The 18,558-nt window shown below is 67.9% G+C and carries 14 protein-coding genes and 1 pseudogene; 3 read left to right on the top strand and 12 right to left on the bottom strand.

All coding sequences use genetic code 11. The features are described from left to right. From cydX to cydD, 5 genes and pseudogenes are all read right to left on the bottom strand, one after another. On the bottom strand, positions 1–105 hold the full coding sequence (cydX, locus tag QPK31_RS20840) for a cytochrome bd-I oxidase subunit CydX (RefSeq protein WP_229437880.1): 105 nt from the start codon (positions 103–105) through the stop codon (positions 1–3). A gap of 27 nt (positions 106–132) precedes the next feature. Then, positions 133–1,287: a cytochrome d ubiquinol oxidase subunit II gene (gene cydB, locus QPK31_RS20835; RefSeq protein WP_290424801.1), complete on the bottom strand. Its 1,155-nt coding sequence runs from the start codon at positions 1,285–1,287 to the stop codon at positions 133–135. Positions 1,288–1,306: 19 nt separating this feature from the next. Beyond that, the gene (locus QPK31_RS20830; protein ID WP_290424800.1) at positions 1,307–2,908 is read right to left on the bottom strand and encodes a cytochrome ubiquinol oxidase subunit I; all 1,602 of its coding nucleotides are present in this window, start codon (positions 2,906–2,908) and stop codon (positions 1,307–1,309) included. Between the two features lie 49 nt (positions 2,909–2,957). Continuing rightward, a pseudogene (cydC, locus tag QPK31_RS20825) lies at positions 2,958–4,640 on the bottom strand (thiol reductant ABC exporter subunit CydC); the annotation flags it as partial. Beyond that, positions 4,637–6,358: a thiol reductant ABC exporter subunit CydD gene (gene cydD, locus QPK31_RS20820; RefSeq protein ID WP_290424799.1), complete on the bottom strand. Its 1,722-nt coding sequence runs from the start codon at positions 6,356–6,358 to the stop codon at positions 4,637–4,639. The pseudogene cydC and the gene cydD, both read right to left, overlap by 4 nt. Positions 6,359–6,869: 511 nt before the next feature. Here cydD and QPK31_RS20815 point away from each other — a divergent pair. Continuing rightward, positions 6,870–7,385: a GbsR/MarR family transcriptional regulator gene (locus tag QPK31_RS20815; protein WP_290424821.1), complete on the top strand. Its 516-nt coding sequence runs from the start codon at positions 6,870–6,872 to the stop codon at positions 7,383–7,385. A 129-nt stretch (positions 7,386–7,514) separates the two neighbouring features. Then, positions 7,515–7,748 (top strand): hypothetical protein, encoded by a 234-nt coding sequence (locus tag QPK31_RS20810; protein ID WP_290424798.1) that lies wholly within the window; start codon positions 7,515–7,517, stop codon positions 7,746–7,748. A gap of 315 nt (positions 7,749–8,063) precedes the next feature. On the opposite strand, the gene QPK31_RS20805 is transcribed toward QPK31_RS20810, so the two are convergent. The 7 genes from QPK31_RS20805 to QPK31_RS20775 form a co-directional block, all read right to left on the bottom strand. Next, on the bottom strand, positions 8,064–10,733 hold the full coding sequence (locus QPK31_RS20805) for a nitrate reductase (RefSeq protein WP_290424797.1): 2,670 nt from the start codon (positions 10,731–10,733) through the stop codon (positions 8,064–8,066). 10 nt (positions 10,734–10,743) lie between these two features. Further along, entirely contained in the window at positions 10,744–11,958 is a 1,215-nt protein-coding gene (locus QPK31_RS20800) for an NAD(P)/FAD-dependent oxidoreductase (RefSeq protein WP_290424796.1), read from the bottom strand. Beyond that, complete coding sequence (gene nirD, locus QPK31_RS20795; protein ID WP_290424795.1) at positions 11,955–12,296, bottom strand: nitrite reductase small subunit NirD; 342 nt, start codon at positions 12,294–12,296, stop codon at positions 11,955–11,957. The genes QPK31_RS20800 and nirD overlap by 4 nt, the downstream gene beginning before the upstream one ends. A 10-nt stretch (positions 12,297–12,306) precedes the next feature. Further along, on the bottom strand, positions 12,307–14,832 hold the full coding sequence (nirB, locus tag QPK31_RS20790) for a nitrite reductase large subunit NirB (RefSeq protein ID WP_290424794.1): 2,526 nt from the start codon (positions 14,830–14,832) through the stop codon (positions 12,307–12,309). Between the two features lie 10 nt (positions 14,833–14,842). Then, the gene (locus QPK31_RS20785) at positions 14,843–16,138 is read right to left on the bottom strand and encodes an MFS transporter (protein ID WP_290424793.1); all 1,296 of its coding nucleotides are present in this window, start codon (positions 16,136–16,138) and stop codon (positions 14,843–14,845) included. Positions 16,139–16,410: 272 nt separating this feature from the next. Next, entirely contained in the window at positions 16,411–17,565 is a 1,155-nt protein-coding gene (locus tag QPK31_RS20780) for a CmpA/NrtA family ABC transporter substrate-binding protein (RefSeq protein ID WP_290424792.1), read from the bottom strand. A gap of 23 nt (positions 17,566–17,588) precedes the next feature. Further along, positions 17,589–18,224 (bottom strand): ANTAR domain-containing response regulator, encoded by a 636-nt coding sequence (locus QPK31_RS20775; RefSeq protein WP_290424791.1) that lies wholly within the window; start codon positions 18,222–18,224, stop codon positions 17,589–17,591. A gap of 124 nt (positions 18,225–18,348) precedes the next feature. Between QPK31_RS20775 and QPK31_RS20770 the strand changes: the two genes are divergently transcribed. Then, positions 18,349–18,558 (top strand): hypothetical protein, encoded by a 210-nt coding sequence (locus QPK31_RS20770; protein WP_290424790.1) that lies wholly within the window; start codon positions 18,349–18,351, stop codon positions 18,556–18,558.

The following is an 18,558-nucleotide window of genomic DNA, read 5'->3' as shown; positions in this document are numbered from 1 at the left end:
TCAAGCCTTGCGCTTGTCGTCATCCACCAGCTCGAACCACATCGCGTTCAATACCGCGAAAGCGGCCGCCAGCGGCAGGCCGAGAATCCAGGCGAAATACCACATGATCAGACTCCTTTTCTATTCCAATGATTAGTAAGCGTGGCCCTTGCCATCGCGGATGCCGTCGGCATTGACCTTGCCCCACAAGACCTTGTAGACCCAGCTGGTGTAGCCGATGATGATCGGCAGGAAGATGCAGCTGCCGATCAGCATGATGAACAGCGTCAGCTGGCTCGACGACGAATCCCACACGGTCAGGCTGGCCGCGCCCTGGATCGACGACGGCAAGATGAACGGGAACATCGAGGCGCCCACGCTGAGGATGATGCCGGCGATCGACAGGCTGCTGAATACCATGGTCAAGCCTTCCCAGCGGCGCGCCAGGCCGAGCAGCGCCAGCAGCGCGCCAACAAAACCCAGCACCGGCGCCGCCATCGTCCACGGATGGGCGGCATAGTTGGCGAACCAGGCGCCGCCCTCCCCCGCCACCGTCTTGAACAGCGGATTCGAGGCGCCGGTGGTCACGATCTCGCTGGTGATGCGGTAGCCATCGACAAAGGTCCACAGCGCCCACCCGGCCAGCGCGTACAGCACCACCACGGCCACGGCCGCACCCATGCCCCAGCTGCGGGCGCGCGATGCCACGGCGCCCTCGGTCTTCAGCGCCAGCCAGCTGGCGCCGTGCATCACCAGCATCGCCACCGACACCAGGCCGCACAGCACCGCGAACGGGTTGAGCAGGCTGAAGAAGCTGCCGTCGTAGAAGATCTGCATATCAGGCGCGAAGCGGAACGGCACGCCCTGCAGCACGTTACCGAGGGCCACGCCGAAGATCAGCGAAGGCACGAAGCCGCCCACGAACAGCAGCCAGTCCCAGGTCGCGCGCCAGCGCGCGCCTTCGCGCTTGCTGCGGTACTTGAAACCGACCGGACGCAGGATCAGTGCGAACAGCACCGCGAACATGGCCAGATAAAAGCCCGAGAACGAGACCGCGTACAGCTGCGGCCAGGCGGCGAAGATGGCGCCTCCGCCCAGCACCAGCCAGACCTGGTTGCCTTCCCAGACCGGGCCGATGGAATTGATGACGACCCGCCGTTCCAGGTCGTTCTTCGCGACGAAGGGCAGCAAGGTGCCGGTGCCGAGGTCGAAGCCGTCGGTGATGGCGAATGCCACCAGCAGCACGCCCAGCAAAATCCACCAGATGACGCGCAATACGTCGTAGTCGAGCAGTGTATGAAGAATCATGGTTGTGTACTCCGGAATGTCAGGAAGGCTTCAGGCTGGCGTTGCGTGGGGCTGCGACGCGGACTGCGCCGGCGAGCGGCATGTCCGGCGCATCGTCGGCGTCGGGGCCTTTGCGGATGGCCTTGAGCATCAGCTTCATCTCCACCACCAGCAGGATCGTGTACAACACCACGAAGCCGAGCAGCGTGCCGAGCACGGTGCCGATGCCGAGGTTCGACACCGCCACCGCCGTCGGCAGCACGCCTTCGATGGCCCAGGGCTGGCGGCCCAGTTCGGCCACGATCCAGCCGGCTTCGGCGGCGATCCAGGGCAGCGGCAGCGACCAGACGGCGAGCTTCAGCAGCCATGGGTAGGCGTCGAGCTGGCGGCGCGCCGACAGCACGAAGAACACGCCGGTAAACACGATGAAGTAGATGCCCAGGCCGACCATCACGCGGAAGGACCAGAACAGCGGCGCGACCTGCGGCACGGTGTCGCCGGCGGCCTGCGCGATCTGCGCATCGGTGGCCTGGCGCGGATCGTCGACGTAGCGCTTCAGGAGCAGCGCATAGCCCAGGTGCGGGCCGTTCGCCTCGAAGGTCGCCTGCAGTTCGGCCGGGACCGTGCCCTTGCCGCCCAGCGCGCGGATCTGCTCCAGCGCGTCATAGGCAACGATGCCCTGGCGGATGCGCAGCTCGGCCAGTTGCACCAGGTCGTGGATGCCGGGGATCTGGCCATCCAGCGAACGCGTGCCGATCAGGCCCATCACCCAGGGGATGTGGATCGAATAATGGGTCTCGCGCGCGGCCTGGTCGGGGAAGCCGAAGGCGGTAAAGGCGGCCGGCGCCGGCTCGGTGTGCCACATGGCCTCGATCGCGGCCAGCTTCATCTTCTGGTGTTCGGTCGACAGGTAGCCGCTCTCGTCGCCCAGCACCACCACCGACAGCGAGGCGGCCAGGCCGAAGGAAGCCGCCACCGTCATCGAGCGCTTGGCCAGCTCGGCATGGCGTCCCTTGAGCAGGAACCAGGCCGAGATACCGAGCACGAAGAAGGCGGCGATCACATAGCCGGCAGAAACCGTGTGCACGAACTTGGCCTGGGCCACCGGGTTGGTCAGCACGGCGTAGAAGTCGGTGACTTCCATGCGCATGGTCTGCGGGTTGAGGGCGGCGCCGACCGGGTTCTGCATCCAGCCGTTGGCGATCAGGATCCACAGCGCCGAGAAGTTGGTGCCGATGGCGGTGAGCCAGGTCACGACCAGGTGGGCGCGCTTCGACAGCCTGTCCCAGCCGAAGAAGAACAGGCCGACAAAGGTCGCTTCGAGGAAGAAGGCCATCAGGCCTTCGAGCGCCAGCGGCGCGCCGAAGACGTCGCCCACGTAGTGGCTGTAGTAGCTCCAGTTCATCCCGAACTGGAACTCCATCACCAGGCCGGTGGAGACGCCGATGGCGAAGTTAATCCCGAACAGGACGCCCCAGAACTTGGTCATCTGGCGCCAGACCGGACGGTTGGTCATCACGTAGACCGTCTCCATGATGGCGACCAGCATCGACAAGCCCAGGGTCAGGGGTACGAACAAAAAGTGGTACAGCGCCGTGAGGGCGAACTGTAACCGGGAGAGCCCGACGACATCGAGATCCATGATGAAAGCCTTTCTTTGCTTTTGTTGAGGTGGTGTGGGTTCCGTGTTGGCGCAGGCTTGCCAGGGCCGCGTCGTATCCGGGCGTGCCGCGCCGGTGCTCGGCAACGATGCGGCCCGCCCGCATCACGAGCAGGCGCTCGGCCAGCGCGGCTTCGCGGCGCAGATGGGTGGCGATCAGCAGCGTGCGGCCTGCGGCATGGCGCTCCAGGCGCGCCAGCACATCGGCGGCGGTGGCGCCGTCCAGGCCCTCGGTCGGCTCGTCGAGCAGCCAGAACCGCGCGTCACGCAATAGCAGGCGCGCCAGCGCCAGGCGCCGCGACTGGCCGCCGGACAGGCCCAGGCCGCCCTCGCCCAGCGGCGTATCGAGGCCTTGTGCCAGGCGGCGCACGTCCCCGGCCAGGCCGGCGGCATGCAGCGCGTCCCACAGCTGGGCGTCAGCGGCTTGCGGGTCGGCCAGGCGCAGGTTGTCGCGCAGGCTGTCCTTGAAAAGTTCGGTGCGCTGGGTCAGCCAGGTGCAGGGTGCCGCCGCCACGCGGCCCGATTCCGGCGCGAGTTCGCCGGCGGCCAGTGCCAGCAGGGTCGACTTGCCGGCGCCGCTGGCGCCGATCACGGCGACGCGCTCGCCGGCTGCGATATGCAGATCGATCGCATGCAGCGCGGCCTGGCGGCGGCCGGCGTGGGTGACGCTGACGTCCTTCAGGCGCAAGGCATCATCGCCCTCGATATGTTCGACAGCCGGCGCCGGCATGGCCTCGTCTTGCAGGCGCGGCGCCAGGCGGCGTGCGGCCAATGCACTGCGCGCCGCCTCGATGGCGCCGCGACGCAGCGCCGCGAAGGGTTCCAGCGCAGCCAGTGCGGTCAGCAGCGCCAGCGCGGCCAGCGGCGCATCGAGCTTGCCCTGCCCGGCGAGCACGCCGGCCGTCAGCAGCACCAGGGCCACCGTCGCGTGGCCGGCCACGGCGTGCGACCAGGCGGCGCCGGTTTCGACGCGGTGCAGCGCGTCGTCGCCGCGCGCCAGGCGGGCGTCGGCTTGCGCCAGGGCCGCGCACTGGGCCGGCAGGCGCCCGGCCAGGGCCAGGTCAGTCTGGCCGGCGGTGAGATCGATGGCGCCGGCGCGCAGGCGCTCGGTCATGTGTACACGGCGCAGCGCCAGCGGACGGGCACGGCGCGCGGTCCAGGCGGCGACGCCCCAGCCGCACGCAAGCAGCCAGGCGAAGACCGCCACACCCAGGCGCCAGTCGAGGATGGCGAGCAGCAGCCCGGCCAGCAGCGCCGCGCCGAAGGTGGCGGCGAGCGGCACCAGCAGGCGCAGGTAGACCGACTCCAGCGCGTCGATGTCGTTTGTCAGGCGGAACAGCAGGCGGCCAGGACGCAGCAGCAGCGCCCGCGCGGCCTGCGGCTCGGCCCAGCCGCGGAACAGTGTCACGCGCAGGCTGGCCAGCACGCCCAGGGTGGCGTCGTGGGTCACGAGGCGCTCGGCATAGCGGCCGAAGGTGCGGCCAAGGGCCAGCAGGCGGATGCCGGCGCTCGGCACGAAGACGTTGAAGGCCAGGGCCGCGGTGGCCGACAGGCCGGCCAGTCCAGTCGCCGTGATGAACCAGCCCGAGGTGCCCAGCAGCGCGATCCCGGCCAGCACGGTCAGTGTGGACAGGCCCGCGCCCAGCAGCAGGCGGCGTGCATCGCTGCGCAGGAAGAGGCGCAGCACGGTGTTGAAGTCGTTGTCGTGTTTCATGCTGCTTCCTTCGCAACGCCGTGCTGGCCGATTTGTACGATGCGGCCGATGCGGGCGGCCAGGGCCAGGTCATGGGTGGCGACGACCAGGGTGCGGCCGCGCGCCAGGTCGAGCAGCGCGTCGACCACACCAGCCGCCGTTTCGCGGTCGAGGTGGGCGGTGGGTTCGTCGGCCAGCAGCAGGCTGGCCTGCGGCGCGACGGCGGCGCGCGCCAGGGCCAGGCGCACCAGTTCTCCGCCGGACAGGCCGGTGCCGCCCTCGCCCAGCGCTTCATGCGGCGCGGCGTGTTCGACATCGGCCAGGCCGGCGCGGCGCACCGCCGCCGTCACCGCCAGCGGCGTCACGCCCGGACGGCCCAGTGCGACGTTGCCGCGCACGGTGCCGGCGAACACGTGGGGCTTCTGGCCGACCCAGGCCATGCGCGTACGCAGGCCGGCGGCGCTGTTGTCGTCAAGACTGGCGCCGCCGATGCGGATGCTGCCGCCCTGCGCCTGGGCCAGGCCGGCCACCAGCGACAGCAGCGTGCTCTTGCCGCTGCCGCTGGCGCCGACCAGGGCGATGTGCTCGCCGGGCGCGACGTCGAGCGTGAAGCCGTCGAACAGCGGCGCTTCGCCAGGATGGGCAAAGCGCAGGCCGGCGATGGCCAGGCCCGGCGCGGCGATGCCGCTCGCCGCTTCCTGCGTGCCGTTCAGGGCGCCCGGCAGGCTGGGCGCCGCGTCCTGCAATCTGCTCAGCGCCTCGAACGCGGCTTCCCCTGCCGCCTTGTCGTGCCAGGCCGCGGCCAGGTCGCGCAGCGGCTCGAAGAAGGCCGGCGCCAGCATCAGGATGAACATGCCCTGCTCCAGGCTCAGGCGCACGCCCCAGCTGCCGCCGTCGATCTGGCCGAGCAGATGGAAGCCGACGTACACCGCCACCAGGGCAACGGCCAGGGCCGAGAAGAGTTCCAGCGCGGTGGACGACAGGAAGGCGATGCGCAGCACGCGCATGGTGCCTTGGCGCAGGGCCTGGGCAGTGTCGTGCAGGCGGCGCGCGGTGGCGTCGACGGCGCCGAGCGCGCGCAGGGTCGACAGGCCGCGCAGGCGGTCGAGCAGGAAGCCGTTCATGCCGCCCACCAGCTGCAGCTGCGCTTCGCTGGCGGCCTTGGCGCGCCAGCCGATGACGGCCATGAAGAGGGGGATCAGCGGCGCGGCCAGCACCAGGATCAGCGCCGCCGCCCAGGAAAAATAGCCGACCACGAGTGCGATCACCGGCGGCACCAGCATCACGCGCCAGCGCGCGCCCTGGTAGCGCAGCAGCCAGGGCAGCACGGCCTCGGCCTGCTCGGCCAGGATACTGGCGGCCTGGCCCGAGGCAGGGCGGGCCCGGTCCAGCGGTGAGCGGCGCGCCAGGGCGTCGGCGGCGCCAGCGCGCAGATCGCTCAGCCAAGTACGCGCGGCGGTGAACACGCGGCGCGCGCCCCAGGCATCGAGGCTGGCGCGAGCGACGCCCAGTAGCAGGAAGCCCGGCGCCGGGACGGTTACCGCATCCAGGCCGGCGCCATCGGCGAGCCGGCCGACGGCCAGCGCCAGCAGCGCAGCCTGGGCGATCCACAGCAGCGCGGCGGCGGCCTGCGCCAGCGCGCCGCGGCGGTTGCCGGCGGGCTGGGGTCGTGTCTTGCTGGCCTGGTCCTGCGCTGCAGGGGCGTGCGCGGCCGCGCCACGGCGTCTGTTCAAGAGCATGGTTCTTCTCCGGGGGATTCTGGAATGCGGCGCCTGGGTTACCGGGCGAGCCGCTGTTTCGGGTTACCGCTTCAGGGCGGCGGTGAGCGGCCGGCGTGGATGCACCAGGCCGCGTTGGCGAACTGTCTTCCCGGATCGGAAAAGGTGTCGGGGGCAGGCAGGGAATGGCCGCGCGGGACCGCCTGGGTGGCGGTTTGGAAAACGGTACAACGGGTACGATGCGAATCCATTCTCTCAGCTCTGCGGTGTTACCGGCCGGGATACATCCCCTCTGCCGCACAAGTTTCACAACTTGTAAAAACTTCTGAATTTTCAGAAAACAGTGAAAGTATGCAGCGGAAATGTTCACTTGTCACGAAAAGGCCAGCGTCTTAGTCGGGAATTGGTGCGCCGCAGCGATGGCTGTCCGCGTCTCTCCACCCGGTGCGTGAGATAATCGAACTTTCCAAATCTTCGAAAAGTTCTCAACGTGACGCCACTAGTCCAGAGTTTTGTCAGCCACTTCGGCGAAATGGGTAGCCGCTGGGGCATCAACCGCACCGTGGGGCAAATCTACGCCCTGCTCTTCGTGACCGAACAACAGTTGCATGCGGACGACATCGGCGAAAAGCTCGGCATCTCGCGCTCGAACGTCAGCATCGGCTTGAAGGAGTTGCAATCCTGGGGCCTGGTGCGCATGAGCCGCATTCCCGGCGACCGCCGCGAATACTTCACCTCGCTCGGCGACGTCTGGGAAATCTTCCGCGTGGTGGCGGCCGAGCGGCGCCGGCGCGAGGTGGCGCCGACCCTGTCGGTGCTGCGCGAATCGCTGCTGGTCAAGGCCAAGACGCCCGAGGACATGTTTGCCCAGCAGCGCATGGGCGAAATGCATGAGCTGGTCGACCTGGCGAACAACTGGTTCGACGACCTGCAGCGCCTGTCGCCGGAATCGCTGGCGCAGTTGATGAAGATGGGCGCCAAGGTGCAGCGTTTATTGACTGTCAAGGATCGCTTGCTGGGGAACGGCAAGGCAAAGGACGACGTGTAAACGGATGAGTTGCGGCACCGCAACATTATGCGGTTTCCGTATCGCTGGTATCACGAATCGAAAGTTTATTTATGGACTCAAGGAATTTATACTGCACCGCAACATCACAGTATATTTACGGAGTTCACTATGAACGCAGCAACGATCACCCAGGCTCAAGAGCCAACCCTGCGCCACGACATCGGCGCCCTGTTCATCGCAGCACGTAACTTCTGCGAAGAGCTGTTCACCGCACACGGCGGCTGGTTCGTTCGCCGCGACGACGCACTGGCAGGCCGCCGCGAAATGCTGGCACTGGCAGCCGAGTCGGAAGTGCACTCGCCGAACCTGGCGGCGGAACTGCGCTACTTCGCCAACCGTTAATCGGTAGTTGATAGGCAGTGAAGACGAAGCGCAGCCGAGGCTGCGCTTTTTTTTGCGATTGTCGGTTCAGCACACGCCTTCGCTTTTTGGCGTCGACAGCCGCGTTCGTACGGTGGGCACTCCGTGCCCACGCGGAACGATGATCATGGTTTGCGTACTTAACAACGCGAATGCCGCACAGCGTTAGCTGATTCAAAAGCGCCACGTTAGCGTCACCATCCACGGACACGCCGCAGAGCGAATCATCGCCGCCGCAGGCTCCGGACAAGCACGTAACCGCGTGGGCACGGAGTGCCTTGCGCGGCCCGGCCCACCCTACGGGGTGATCGTCAGCAGCTTGCCAATCTCCGGCAAACAGGACCCGCAATTCCCGCCCGCCTTCAAACAGGCCGTCACCTCCGATGCCGTGCGCAGCCCCTTCTCCCGGATCGCCGCACAAATCGTATTGCGCCCCACTCCGAAGCACGAGCACACGGTCGGCCCCGCGTCGGCGCTGGCCTCTGCGGGCCGCCCCGCCAGCAGCACCGCACGCTTACCCGCACCCAGGACCTCCTGCGCAAACAAGCTGCCGAGCCACTCGCGCGGCGGCAGCGCACCCGCCTTCGCCACCAGCACGCACGCCTGCAAGCGTCCATCCACCAGATACGCCGCCCGATACACGCCCGCGCTGCGGTCCTCGTACTCGATCCAGTCCGCGTCCTCGTCCACGCCCAACAAGGCAAGCGCCCATTCCCCGCCTACCTTGCCGCGCCCGCCCGCTTCGTAACGCAAGAAGCCCTCGCCCTGCACGCGCGTCCACCAGGTCAACGCGTCGAGCTGCGGCGCGGTGCGGCTCAGCACAAACGCCTGCCACTCCACCACGAAGGGCTCGACCTTCACCGGCGTGTGCTTGAACTCCGGCTCGCCCGACACCGGATCGACCACCGGATTGACGATCGCCCCGACACGCGCATCCGAGGCTGTCGGCCCGCTCCAGTGAATCGGCACGAAAGCGCCGCCGCGCGCGATGCCGCCGCTGTGCGTCACGCGCCCTACCATCGCGCCCCAGCGGCTGCTCACGCGCGCCAGTTCGCCTTCGCGTACGCCGCACAACAAGGCATCGTGCGGATGCAGGTCGATGAACGGTTCCGGTACGTGGCTGCCCAGGCGCGGCGACTTGCCGGTGCGGGTCATCGTGTGCCATTGGTCGCGTACGCGCCCGGTGTTCAGCGCAAGTGGGTACTCACCGTCCGGTGCGTTGACCGGTGCGCGCGGCATGGTGGCGATGAAGCGCGCCTTGCGATTCGGGTGGGCGAAGATACCGTCGCCGAACAGGCGGGTGCTGCCATGACTAGCGTGCGGCGTGACCGGCCATTGGACGGGTTCGAGCGCATCGTAGGCTGCGCGGCCGATGCCCGCGAGGCCGGACAGATCGAACAGGCGCGCATTCTCCCCCCCATTGCGCCAGCCCGACAGGCGCGCATGTTCGTCGAAGATCTCGTGCGCCGACGTGTAGTCGAAACCGCTGTAGCCCATGCGCCGGGCCACCGCACACAGCGCCTGCCAATCGGCGCGCGCTTCGCCCGGCGCCGGCAGAAAAGCGCGCTGGCGCGAGATGCGGCGTTCGGAATTGGTCACCGTGCCATCCTTTTCGCCCCAGGCCAGGGCGGGCAGCAGCACGTCGGCCCGGACATTCGTGTCGGTATCGAGCACGATGTCGCTGGCGATCACCAGTTCGCATTTGTCGAGCGCGCGGCGCACCCGGTCGGCATCAGGCAGGCTGACCAGCGGATTGGTCGCCATGATCCATACGGCTTTCACCGTTCCCTCTTCTATCGCGCGGAACAGGTCGACCGCCTTCAGGCCGGGTTTGGAGGCGATGCGCGGCGCGTTCCAGAAGCTGCGGACAAGCTCGCGGTGCTGCGCGTTGTCGAGCTCCATGTGCGCCGCCAGCATGTTGGCCAGGCCACCGACTTCGCGCCCGCCCATCGCATTCGGCTGTCCGGTGAGCGAGAACGGTCCCATGCCGGGCTGGCCGATGCGGCCGGTGAGCAGGTGGCAGTTGATAATGCTGTTGACCTTGTCGGTGCCGCTCGACGATTGATTCACGCCCTGCGAATACGCGGTGACCACCTTGCGCGTGGCGGCAAAGTTTTCATAGAAAGCACGCACGGCGCGCGGGTCGAGGCGGCAGGCACGCGCTACCTCCTCGATCTCGATCCGTGCGGCAGCCAGCGCCGCATCCAGTCCTTCGGTATGCGCCGCGACGAAGGCCTGGTCGGCTACGCCCTCGCGCGCCAGGTAGGCCAGCAACCCGTTGAACAGCCACACGTCCGTGCCCGGCTTGATCGGCAGGTGCAGGTCGGCCAATTCGCAGGTCGCCGTGCGGCGCGGATCGATGACGACGATCTGCAGCGACGGTTTCGCTTCCTTGGCGCGCAGGATGCGCTGGAACAGGGTCGGGTGACACCAGGCCGCGTTCGAGCCGGCCAGCACGACCATGTCGGCCAGCTCGAAGTCCTCGTAACAGCCGGGCACGATGTCTTCGCCGAATGCGCGCTTGTGCCCTGCCACCGACGACGACATGCACAGGCGCGAATTGGTGTCGATATTCGCGCTGCCGATATAGCCCTTCATGAACTTGTTGGCAACGTAGTAATCCTCGGTGAGGATCTGGCCCGATACGTAGAAGGCCACCGCATCCGGCCCATGCTCGGCGATGATGCCCGCCAGCCCGCCGGCCACGCGGCCGATCGCCTCGTCCCAGCCGGCGCGGCGCAGTTCGCCGTTCTCGCGCAGTTGCGGATACAGCAGGCGGCCGTCCAGGCCCAGGGTCTCGCCCAGCGCCGCACCCTTTACGCACAGGCGGCCGCGGTTGGCGGCGTGGTCCGCATCGCCTGAAATGATGGGAATCGTGCCGGGTTTCACGTTTGCTTTCACGCCGCAGCCGACGCCGCAATACGGGCAGGTGGTGCGCACCGTCGATACGGGCAGGCTCATATCCATGTGTGTCCTTTCAGGCGGCCTGCGCGCACAGGGCGCGGCCGAACAGCAACTGCTCGCGGAAGGCCGAGACGTCGGCGCCGCGCTGGATCAGGTCGAAATACCAGGGACCGTCGGCCACGTCGCCGACCAGCACGGCACCAAGCAGGCGCGTACCGTCGAGCACCAGGCGTTTATACACGCCGGCACGGCGGTCGCGCAGCACCAGTTCCTCGCTGCCCTCGCGTCCTGCGATGTCGCCGGCCGAATACAAATCGATGCCCGTCACCTTCAGCTTGGTGGCGGTGGCGGCCTGCACGTAGCGGCGGTGTCCGGCGCCGGCCAGGTGGGCGGCGCAGACGCGCGCCTGTTCCCACACCGGCGCCACCAGCCCGAAGGTGGCGCGGCGGTGCTGCACGCATTCGCCGACGGCATAGATGCGCGGGTCGTAGGTCTGCAAGGTGTCGTCGACCACGATGGCGCGTTCGCAATGCAGCCCGGCCGCACGCGCCAGCGCCACGTTCGGACGCACGCCGGCCGCCATCACCACCAGGTCCGCCGGCAGCTCGGCACCATCGGCGAAGCGCACCGCTTCCACCTTGCCCTTGCCGACGAGGGCCGTGGTCTGGGCGTCGAGCAGGATGCGCAGGCCGGCGCGCTCCAGCGACTCCTTGAGCAGCTTGCCCGCCTCGCCGTCGAGCTGCTGGTTCATCAGGCTGGATGCCACGTGCACCACGGTGACGTCCATGCCGCGCCGCTGCAGGGCATGCCCGGCCTCCAGCCCGAGCAGGCCGCCGCCGATCACCACCGCCCGTCCGCCGCGCCGGGCCGCGGCGAGCATGGTGTCGACGTCGTGCAGGTCGCGAAATCCGACCACGCTATCGAGTTCCGCACCCGGCACCGGCAGCATGAAGGGCGTCGAGCCGGTGGCCAGCAGCAACCGGTCGTACGGCGCTTCCAGGCTGGAAGCGGCCACCACCACGCGGCGTTTTCGGTCGATGCGCACCACCGGGTCGCCCGCATGCAGGGTGACGCCGTGCTCGTCGTACCAGGCGCGCGGATGGATCATGATCTCGTCCACCGCCTTGTCCCCGGCCAGCAGTGGAGACAGCAGCACGCGGTTGTAGTTCCCGTGCGGTTCGGCGCCGAAGACGGTGATGTCGTACAGGTCGGGCGCGAGCTTCAGCACTTCCTCGACCGTGCGCATGCCGGCCATGCCGTTGCCGACCACGACCAGGCGCGGCTTCATGCAGCCACCCACACGGTGCCGTTCTCGACCCGTACCGGATAGCTGGCCACAGAGTGCGCCGCCGACTCGATGCATTCGCCGGTCGCCAGGTCGAAATGCTGCTTGTAGATCGGCGAGGCGACGACGATGCGTTCGCCGATGCTGCCGACCAGTCCACGCGAGAGCACGGCAGCATGCGAGTGCGGGTCGTAGTTATCGATGGCGAACAGGCGCTCGGCGCCCACGCGGAACACGGCCACCTGGCGCCCTTTCAAGAGCGCGCAGACGCCGGTGTCCGGCACGATGTCGGTGATGGCGCAGACCGCGCTCCACTCCTGTAACTGGATATCCCGGTGCATGGCGTTCTCCTCAGGCCGACGCCACGATGGGAATCGTGCGGCGGCGTTCTTCAATGGTGGCCGGGCGGATCTGGCCGCGCTCGGGCATGAAGACGACGTTCGCATCCTGCGCGTCGCTGTTCACGAAGGTACGGAAGCGCTTGCGCACCTCCGGGTCCTCGACCGCGTTTTTCCATTCGCAGGCATAGGTGTCGACCACGTGCTGCATCTCGCTTTCCAACTCAAGACCGATGCCCAGGCTGTCCTGCACCACCACCCCTTTCAGGTAATCCAGCCCGCCTTCCAGGTTCTCGCGCCAGGTGCTGGTGCGCTGCAGGCGGTCGGCGGTGCGCACATAGAACATCAGGAAGCGGTCGACCAGCTTCACCACCGCCGCTTCATCCAGCCCGCTCGCCAGCAGCTCGGCGTGGCGCGGCTTCATGCCGCCATTGCCGCACACGTACAAATTCCAGCCCTTTTCGGTGGCGATCAGGCCAACGTCCTTGCCTTGCGCCTCGGCGCATTCGCGGGTGCAGCCAGAGACGCCGAACTTCACCTTGTGCGGCGTGCGCAGGCCCTTGTAGCGGTTCTCGAGTGCGATGGCAAAGCCTGCGCTGTCGCCCACGCCGAAGCGGCACCAGGTCGAGCCGACGCAGGATTTCACCGTGCGCAGCGACTTGCCGTAGGCGTGGCCGGACTCGAAGCCGGCCGCGATCAGCTCTTCCCAGATCGGCGGCAACTGCTCGACGCGCGCGCCGAACAGGTCGACGCGCTGGCCGCCGGTGATCTTGGTGTACAGGCCGTACTTCTTGGCGATCTGGCCCACCGCGATCAGGCCGTCGGCCGTCACCTCCCCGCCCGGCATGCGCGGCACCACCGAGTAGGTGCCGTCCTTCTGGATATTCCCGAGGAAGTAGTCGTTCGAATCCTGCAAGCTGGCGTGCTCGGGCTTGAGGACGAAGTCGTTCCAGGTCGAAGCCAGGATGTTCGCCGCCACCGGCTTGCAGACTTCGCAGCCCAGGCCGTTGCCGTGGCGCTCCAGCAGTTCGCCGAAGCTGCGGATGCGGCCGACGCGCACCAGGTGGTGCAGTTCCTGGCGCGAGTAGGCGAAGTGTTCGCACAATGCCCGGCTTACCGCCACGCCCCCCTTCGCCAGCTCGGCGTTCAGCACCTGCGTCACCAGCGGCACGCAGCCGCCGCAGGCGGTACCGGCGCCGGTGCATTTCTTCAGCGCGCCGATGCTGGCGGCGCCGTTCGCCACCGCCTCGCACAGCGTGCCTTTCGAGACATCGTTGCAGGAGCAGACCTGGGCGCTGGCCGGCAAGGCATCGACACCCAGGCCGCGCACCGGCGTGCCTTCAGCCTGGGGCAGGATCAGGAACTCGGGGGCCTCGGGCAGCGGCGTCCCGTTCAGGGCCATCTGCAGCAGCGTGCCGTACTGCGCCGCGTCGCCGACCAGCACCGCGCCCAGCAGGCGCTTGCCGCAATCCGAGACGACGATCTTCTTGTACGTCTGCTTGCGCTCGTCGAGGAACTGGTAGCTGCGGCTACCATTTGCCGCGCCGTGGGCGTCACCGATGCTGGCCACGTCCACGCCCATCAGTTTCAGCTTGGTGCTGAGGTCCGCGCCGGCAAAGCCGCCCGGCGCGCCGAGCACGTGGCGGGCGGCGGTGCGCGCCATGTCGTAGCCCGGCGCCACCAGGCCGAACACCTGGCCATTCCAGGCCGCGCATTCGCCGACGGCGTAGATGTCCGGGTCCGAGCTCAGGCAGTTGGCATCGATGGCGACGCCGCCGCGCGGGCCGAGCGCCAGGCCGGCGGCGCGCGCCAGTTCGTCGCGCGGGCGGATGCCGGCCGAGAACACGATCATGTCGGTTTCCAGCGCGCTGCCGTCGGCGAATTCCATGCGATGGGTGGCCGTCTCACCATCGACGATGGCGAGCGTGTTCTTGCCGGTGTGGACGCGCACGCCCAGTTCCTCGATACGGCCGCGCAGCACGCGCGCTCCGGGATCGTCCACCTGCACCGCCATCAGGCGCGGCGCGAATTCGACCACGTGGGCTTCCAGGCCGAGGTCGCGCAAGGCCTTGGCGCATTCCAGGCCGAGCAAGCCGCCGCCGACCACGACGCCGCTGCGCGAACGCGCACCGCATTCGCGCATCGCTTCCAGGTCTTCGATGGTGCGGTAGACGAAGCAGTCCGCACGGTCGCGCCCCGGCACCGGCGGCACGAAGGGAGACGAGCCGGTGGCCAGCACCAGCTTGTCGTAGGCCAGCGTCTCGCCATCGGCCAGTGTCACGATGTGCGCCGCGCGGTCGATGCCGGCCACCCTGGCGTTCAGCTTCAGCTCCAGGTTCGGGCGCTCGAAGAAGCCGAGCGCGACCAGCGACAGGTCGTCCGCCGTTTTCCCGGCAAAGAATTCGGACAGGTGCACGCGGTCGTAGGCCGGGCGCGGCTCCTCGCCGAGCACGGTGATCTGCAGGTGAGGCGCAGCGGCAGCCAGGGATTCGACGAACTTGTGGCCCACCATGCCGTGGCCGATGACGATGATCTTCATGTTCAACTCCTCAGGCGGCGCTGGCTGCGGGGGTGGCAACGGCTGCGCTACCGAAGCGGGCGCCGATCGCACACAGGCTCGACGCCACCACCAGCACGCCGAGGATGATGAGGGTCTGGCGCAGGTCGCCCGTGCCTTTCATCAGGAAGCCTGCCAGCACCGCGCCCACGTTGCCGCCGGCGCCGACGATGCCAGCCACGCCGCCCAGCGCGGTCGGCGCCACGAAGGGCACCAGCGCATAGGTGGCGCCGCAAGCCATGTGGGTGAACAGGCCGAAGCACAGCATCGCAACCAGGGCAAAGGCGACGCCGTCGGCATTCGCGAACCACAAGAGGCCAAGCCCCTCGCCGATCATCAGCAGGAACAACACCGTCACGCGGCTGTTCAAGTCGCCGCGTGCGGCAAAGCGGTCCGACATCCAGCCGCCGAATGCGCGGGCGAACAGCGCCAGCAGGCCGAAGCTGCCGGCGGCGAGACCCGCCGCCCCCAGCGACAAGCCGAAGTGCTCGACGTAGTACACGGCGGCGATGTTGTGGATGAAGATCTCGATGCCGAAGCAGGCGCCGTAGGTGACGAACAGCAGCCAGGCGCGGTGATTGCGGCAGGCGGCGCGGAAGCTCGCCCAGCCGCCCTTGCCGCCGGATTCGAAGGTGACGCCGGCCTTGCGCAGATTGCTGAAGTTACCCGCCGGGCAGTCCTGGGTATAGCGCCAGTAGACAAAGGCCATCACCAGCATCGCCATGCCCGGCACCACCAGCGCCACGCGCCAGCCCAGGGTTTCGCTCACGCCGGCCATGACGATGGCGCCCAGCAGCAGCGGCATCAGCGCCTGCGCCGCGCCGCCGCCGGCATTGCCCCAGCCGGCCGCGGTGGCGTTGGCGGTACCGACCACTTTCGGCGCGAACATCACCGAGGTGTGGTACTGGGTGATGACGAAGCTGGCGCCGACCGCACCGATCCCGAGGCGGAACAGGAGGAAGCTTTCGTAGCTCTGGGCCAGGGCCACGCCGATCACGGGGATGGCGCCCAGCAGCAGCAGGCCGGTATAGGTTTTACGCGGACCGTAGCGGTCGCACAGCGGACCGACCACCAGCCGCACCAGGATCGTGATGGCGACGGCGGCGATGTTGATGTTGGCGATCTGCGCCATCGACAGGCCGAACTCGCCCTTGATGACCGGCATCAGCGGCGCGCAGGCGAACCAGGCGAAGAAGCAGATGAAGAAGGCCACCCAGGTCAGGTGGAAGGCGCGCATCTGCGGCGTGTGGAAAGTGAAGAGCTGGATACTGCTTGCTTTGCTGGCCATGATCGTCCCTCGTTCTTGAACTGACAAACGAAAAAAAAGCGTCCGCATCCCAGGGTCGAGACCCTGGAGTGCGGACGCCGTTGTCCGGGTGCCAGCCCATCGGTGGGCTGGCTGGAATGTGAAGGGATCGCCGTTGATCCTGTCATCAGGGTTTGCAAGAGCCGTGCCAGCGAAGTGCCGGGGCATCGGCCCGAGTGCTGCGGCCGGGTGCGCCTCATTGCAGTGCACCATGCGCGAAAATGATGCGCCGCGGCGCACCGTGCTTGCCCTGCTTACCGCAAGTCGTGGATCGCGAACGAGCGCGCGTAAGCGGCCGGATCGCTGCCGTCCCAGACCCGGCCATCGATCAGCGTGGCGCTGCGCATCGCCTCATCGGGCACGGCAACGCCCGTCAGTTGCGCCGCCTCGCGGTACAAGTCGATCTGGTTGACCCGCGCCGCCACGCCCAGGTAATCCGGATCGTCGGGCAGCAAACCCCAGCGCCGCTGCTGGGTCAGGAACCACATGCCGTCGGACAGCCAGGGGAAGGTGGCCGCGCCGTCGCCGAAGAAGCGCAGCGCAGGCCAGTCCGCACGGCGCGGCAGCAGGCAGGCCCGCAGCACGTCCACGCCCGTGTTGATATACGCGGCGCTGGCAAGCACTTCGGCCGCCGCCTCGCGGTTCACCGGCGAAGCGTCGAGCCAGCGCGCCGTGTCGAGCAGGGCCGCCACCAGCGCGCGGCAGGCGTGCGGATGCGCCGCGACGAAATCGGCGCGCGCACCCAGCGCCTTGCCCGGATGGTCGGGCCAGACCTGGCTGCTGGGCGCGACCAGCGCACCGGCGCCGCACTGCAGCGCACGCCGGCTCCAGGGCTCGCCGGCGCAGAAGCCATCCATGTGGCCGGCCTCCAGGTTGGCCGCCATCTGCCCCGGCGGCACCGTCACCAGCTGCGCATCCTTCAGCGGATCGATGCCGGCGGCGGCCAGCCAGTAGCACAGCCACATGGCGTGGTTCCCGGTCGGGAAGGTATGGGCGAAGGAATACCGGCGCGGCGCGGCGCGCATCAGCGCGGCCAGGCCGGCGCCGTCGCGCGCGCCACGCTCGGCCAGCGCGCGCGACAGCACGATGGACTGGCCGTTCTGGTTCAGGTTCATGAGCACGGCCATGTCGCGCGGCGCCGAGCCGACGCCCATCTGCAGGCCGTACAGCAGGCCGTACAACGCCTGGGCCGCATCGAGTTCGCCGGTATGCAGGCGGTCGCGCATGGCCGACCAGGAATGCTGGCGTTCGAGCGCCAGGCGGATGCCGTACTTCTCGTCGAAGCCGAGCACCGATGCCATCACCAGCGGCGCGCAATCGGCCAGCGGCATGAAGCCGACTTTCAATACCGGCTTTTCCGGCCGATCCGATCCGCCCGCATGGACGCCCTGCCCCGGCAACGCTGTCATCTGGTTCCTCTCGTATGCCGGGCCTAGCCCAGCAGGTCCTCGACGTCGAGGATGCGCTGCGCGACCTCGGCCAGTCTCAGGTTCTTGTTCATCGCCAGGCTGCGCAGGCGGCCATAGGCTTCTTCTTCCTTCAGGCGGTAGCGCGCCATCAGCACGCCCTTGGCGCGCTCGACGACCTTGCGTTCGGCCAGCTTCTGGCGCGTGTCGGCCAGCTCGCCCAGCAGCTGCTGTTCGCGCCGGAAGCGCGCCAGCGCCACGTCGAGCACGGGCCGCACGCGTTCGGCCTGCAGGCCGGCCACGATATAGGCCGACACGCCGGCCGCCATCGCCGCTTCCATCGCGGGGGCGCTGTGGTCTTCGGTGAACAGGACGATGGGACGGCGTTCGTCGCGCGTGGCGATCACGATGTGTTCGAGAACGTCGCGCGCATCGGATTCGCTGTCGACGATGATCAGGTCGGGCTGCAGCTGGGCCACGCGCTCGGGCAGGAAGATATCCGGCGGCAGAGAAGCGACGATGTCGTAGCCCGATTCCAGCAGACCGATGCGCAGCGCCGTGTTGCGCTCGACCTGGGCGGCAAGCGCGGCGTCGTCATGGCCGGATGCGTCGGCGGTGACGACGACGATGCGCAGGCTGCGGGGCGGGTGGCTGGATTTCATGCATGCATCAATGCAAGAAGCGGGCCACGCCTTATACGGTTGAGTTGCAGTCGAGATATTTCATCTGTAAATATCACCCGCGTGGCAGGTCCATAAACTATAAGACCCGCTTATCGCGGACATCATGAACATAAAGTTTATTTATGAAAGCAGTCGTTCTATACTGCAACGCAACATCGCAGTATTTACCAACCCAACGCGCTTCGAGCGCAAGAAAGGTTTGACCATGATCGCTTTCGAATACCTGCCAGTTGGCCTCGCCGTTCTCGCCGTCGTCGCACGCATCGCCATGTTCCTGCCGCGCCAATCCAAAGGCCGGAACCAGGCTGCCTGA

This window comes from Massilia sp. YIM B02769 (assembly GCF_030411995.1).
Lineage (GTDB): Bacteria > Pseudomonadota > Gammaproteobacteria > Burkholderiales > Burkholderiaceae_D > Telluria.
Note: the sequence above shows the minus strand (reverse complement) of the source record. Positions and strands in the feature narration are given on the sequence as shown.

Bases quoted from the DNA above. Each gene is read 5' to 3' on its own strand.
- cydX (WP_229437880.1), bottom strand. From the start codon at position 105: ATGTGGTATTTCGCCTGGATTCTCGGCCTGCCGCTGGCGGCCGCTTTC.
- cydB (WP_290424801.1), bottom strand. From the start codon at position 1,287: ATGATTCTTCATACACTGCTCGACTACGACGTATTGCGCGTCATCTGG.
- QPK31_RS20830 (WP_290424800.1), bottom strand. From the start codon at position 2,908: ATGGATCTCGATGTCGTCGGGCTCTCCCGGTTACAGTTCGCCCTCACG.
- cydD (WP_290424799.1), bottom strand. From the start codon at position 6,358: ATGCTCTTGAACAGACGCCGTGGCGCGGCCGCGCACGCCCCTGCAGCG.
- QPK31_RS20815 (WP_290424821.1), top strand. From the start codon at position 6,870: ATGGGTAGCCGCTGGGGCATCAACCGCACCGTGGGGCAAATCTACGCC.
- QPK31_RS20810 (WP_290424798.1), top strand. From the start codon at position 7,515: ATGAACGCAGCAACGATCACCCAGGCTCAAGAGCCAACCCTGCGCCAC.
- QPK31_RS20805 (WP_290424797.1), bottom strand. From the start codon at position 10,733: ATGGATATGAGCCTGCCCGTATCGACGGTGCGCACCACCTGCCCGTAT.
- QPK31_RS20800 (WP_290424796.1), bottom strand. From the start codon at position 11,958: ATGAAGCCGCGCCTGGTCGTGGTCGGCAACGGCATGGCCGGCATGCGC.
- nirD (WP_290424795.1), bottom strand. From the start codon at position 12,296: ATGCACCGGGATATCCAGTTACAGGAGTGGAGCGCGGTCTGCGCCATC.
- nirB (WP_290424794.1), bottom strand. From the start codon at position 14,832: ATGAAGATCATCGTCATCGGCCACGGCATGGTGGGCCACAAGTTCGTC.
- QPK31_RS20785 (WP_290424793.1), bottom strand. From the start codon at position 16,138: ATGGCCAGCAAAGCAAGCAGTATCCAGCTCTTCACTTTCCACACGCCG.
- QPK31_RS20780 (WP_290424792.1), bottom strand. From the start codon at position 17,565: ATGACAGCGTTGCCGGGGCAGGGCGTCCATGCGGGCGGATCGGATCGG.
- QPK31_RS20775 (WP_290424791.1), bottom strand. From the start codon at position 18,224: ATGAAATCCAGCCACCCGCCCCGCAGCCTGCGCATCGTCGTCGTCACC.
- QPK31_RS20770 (WP_290424790.1), top strand. From the start codon at position 18,349: ATGAACATAAAGTTTATTTATGAAAGCAGTCGTTCTATACTGCAACGC.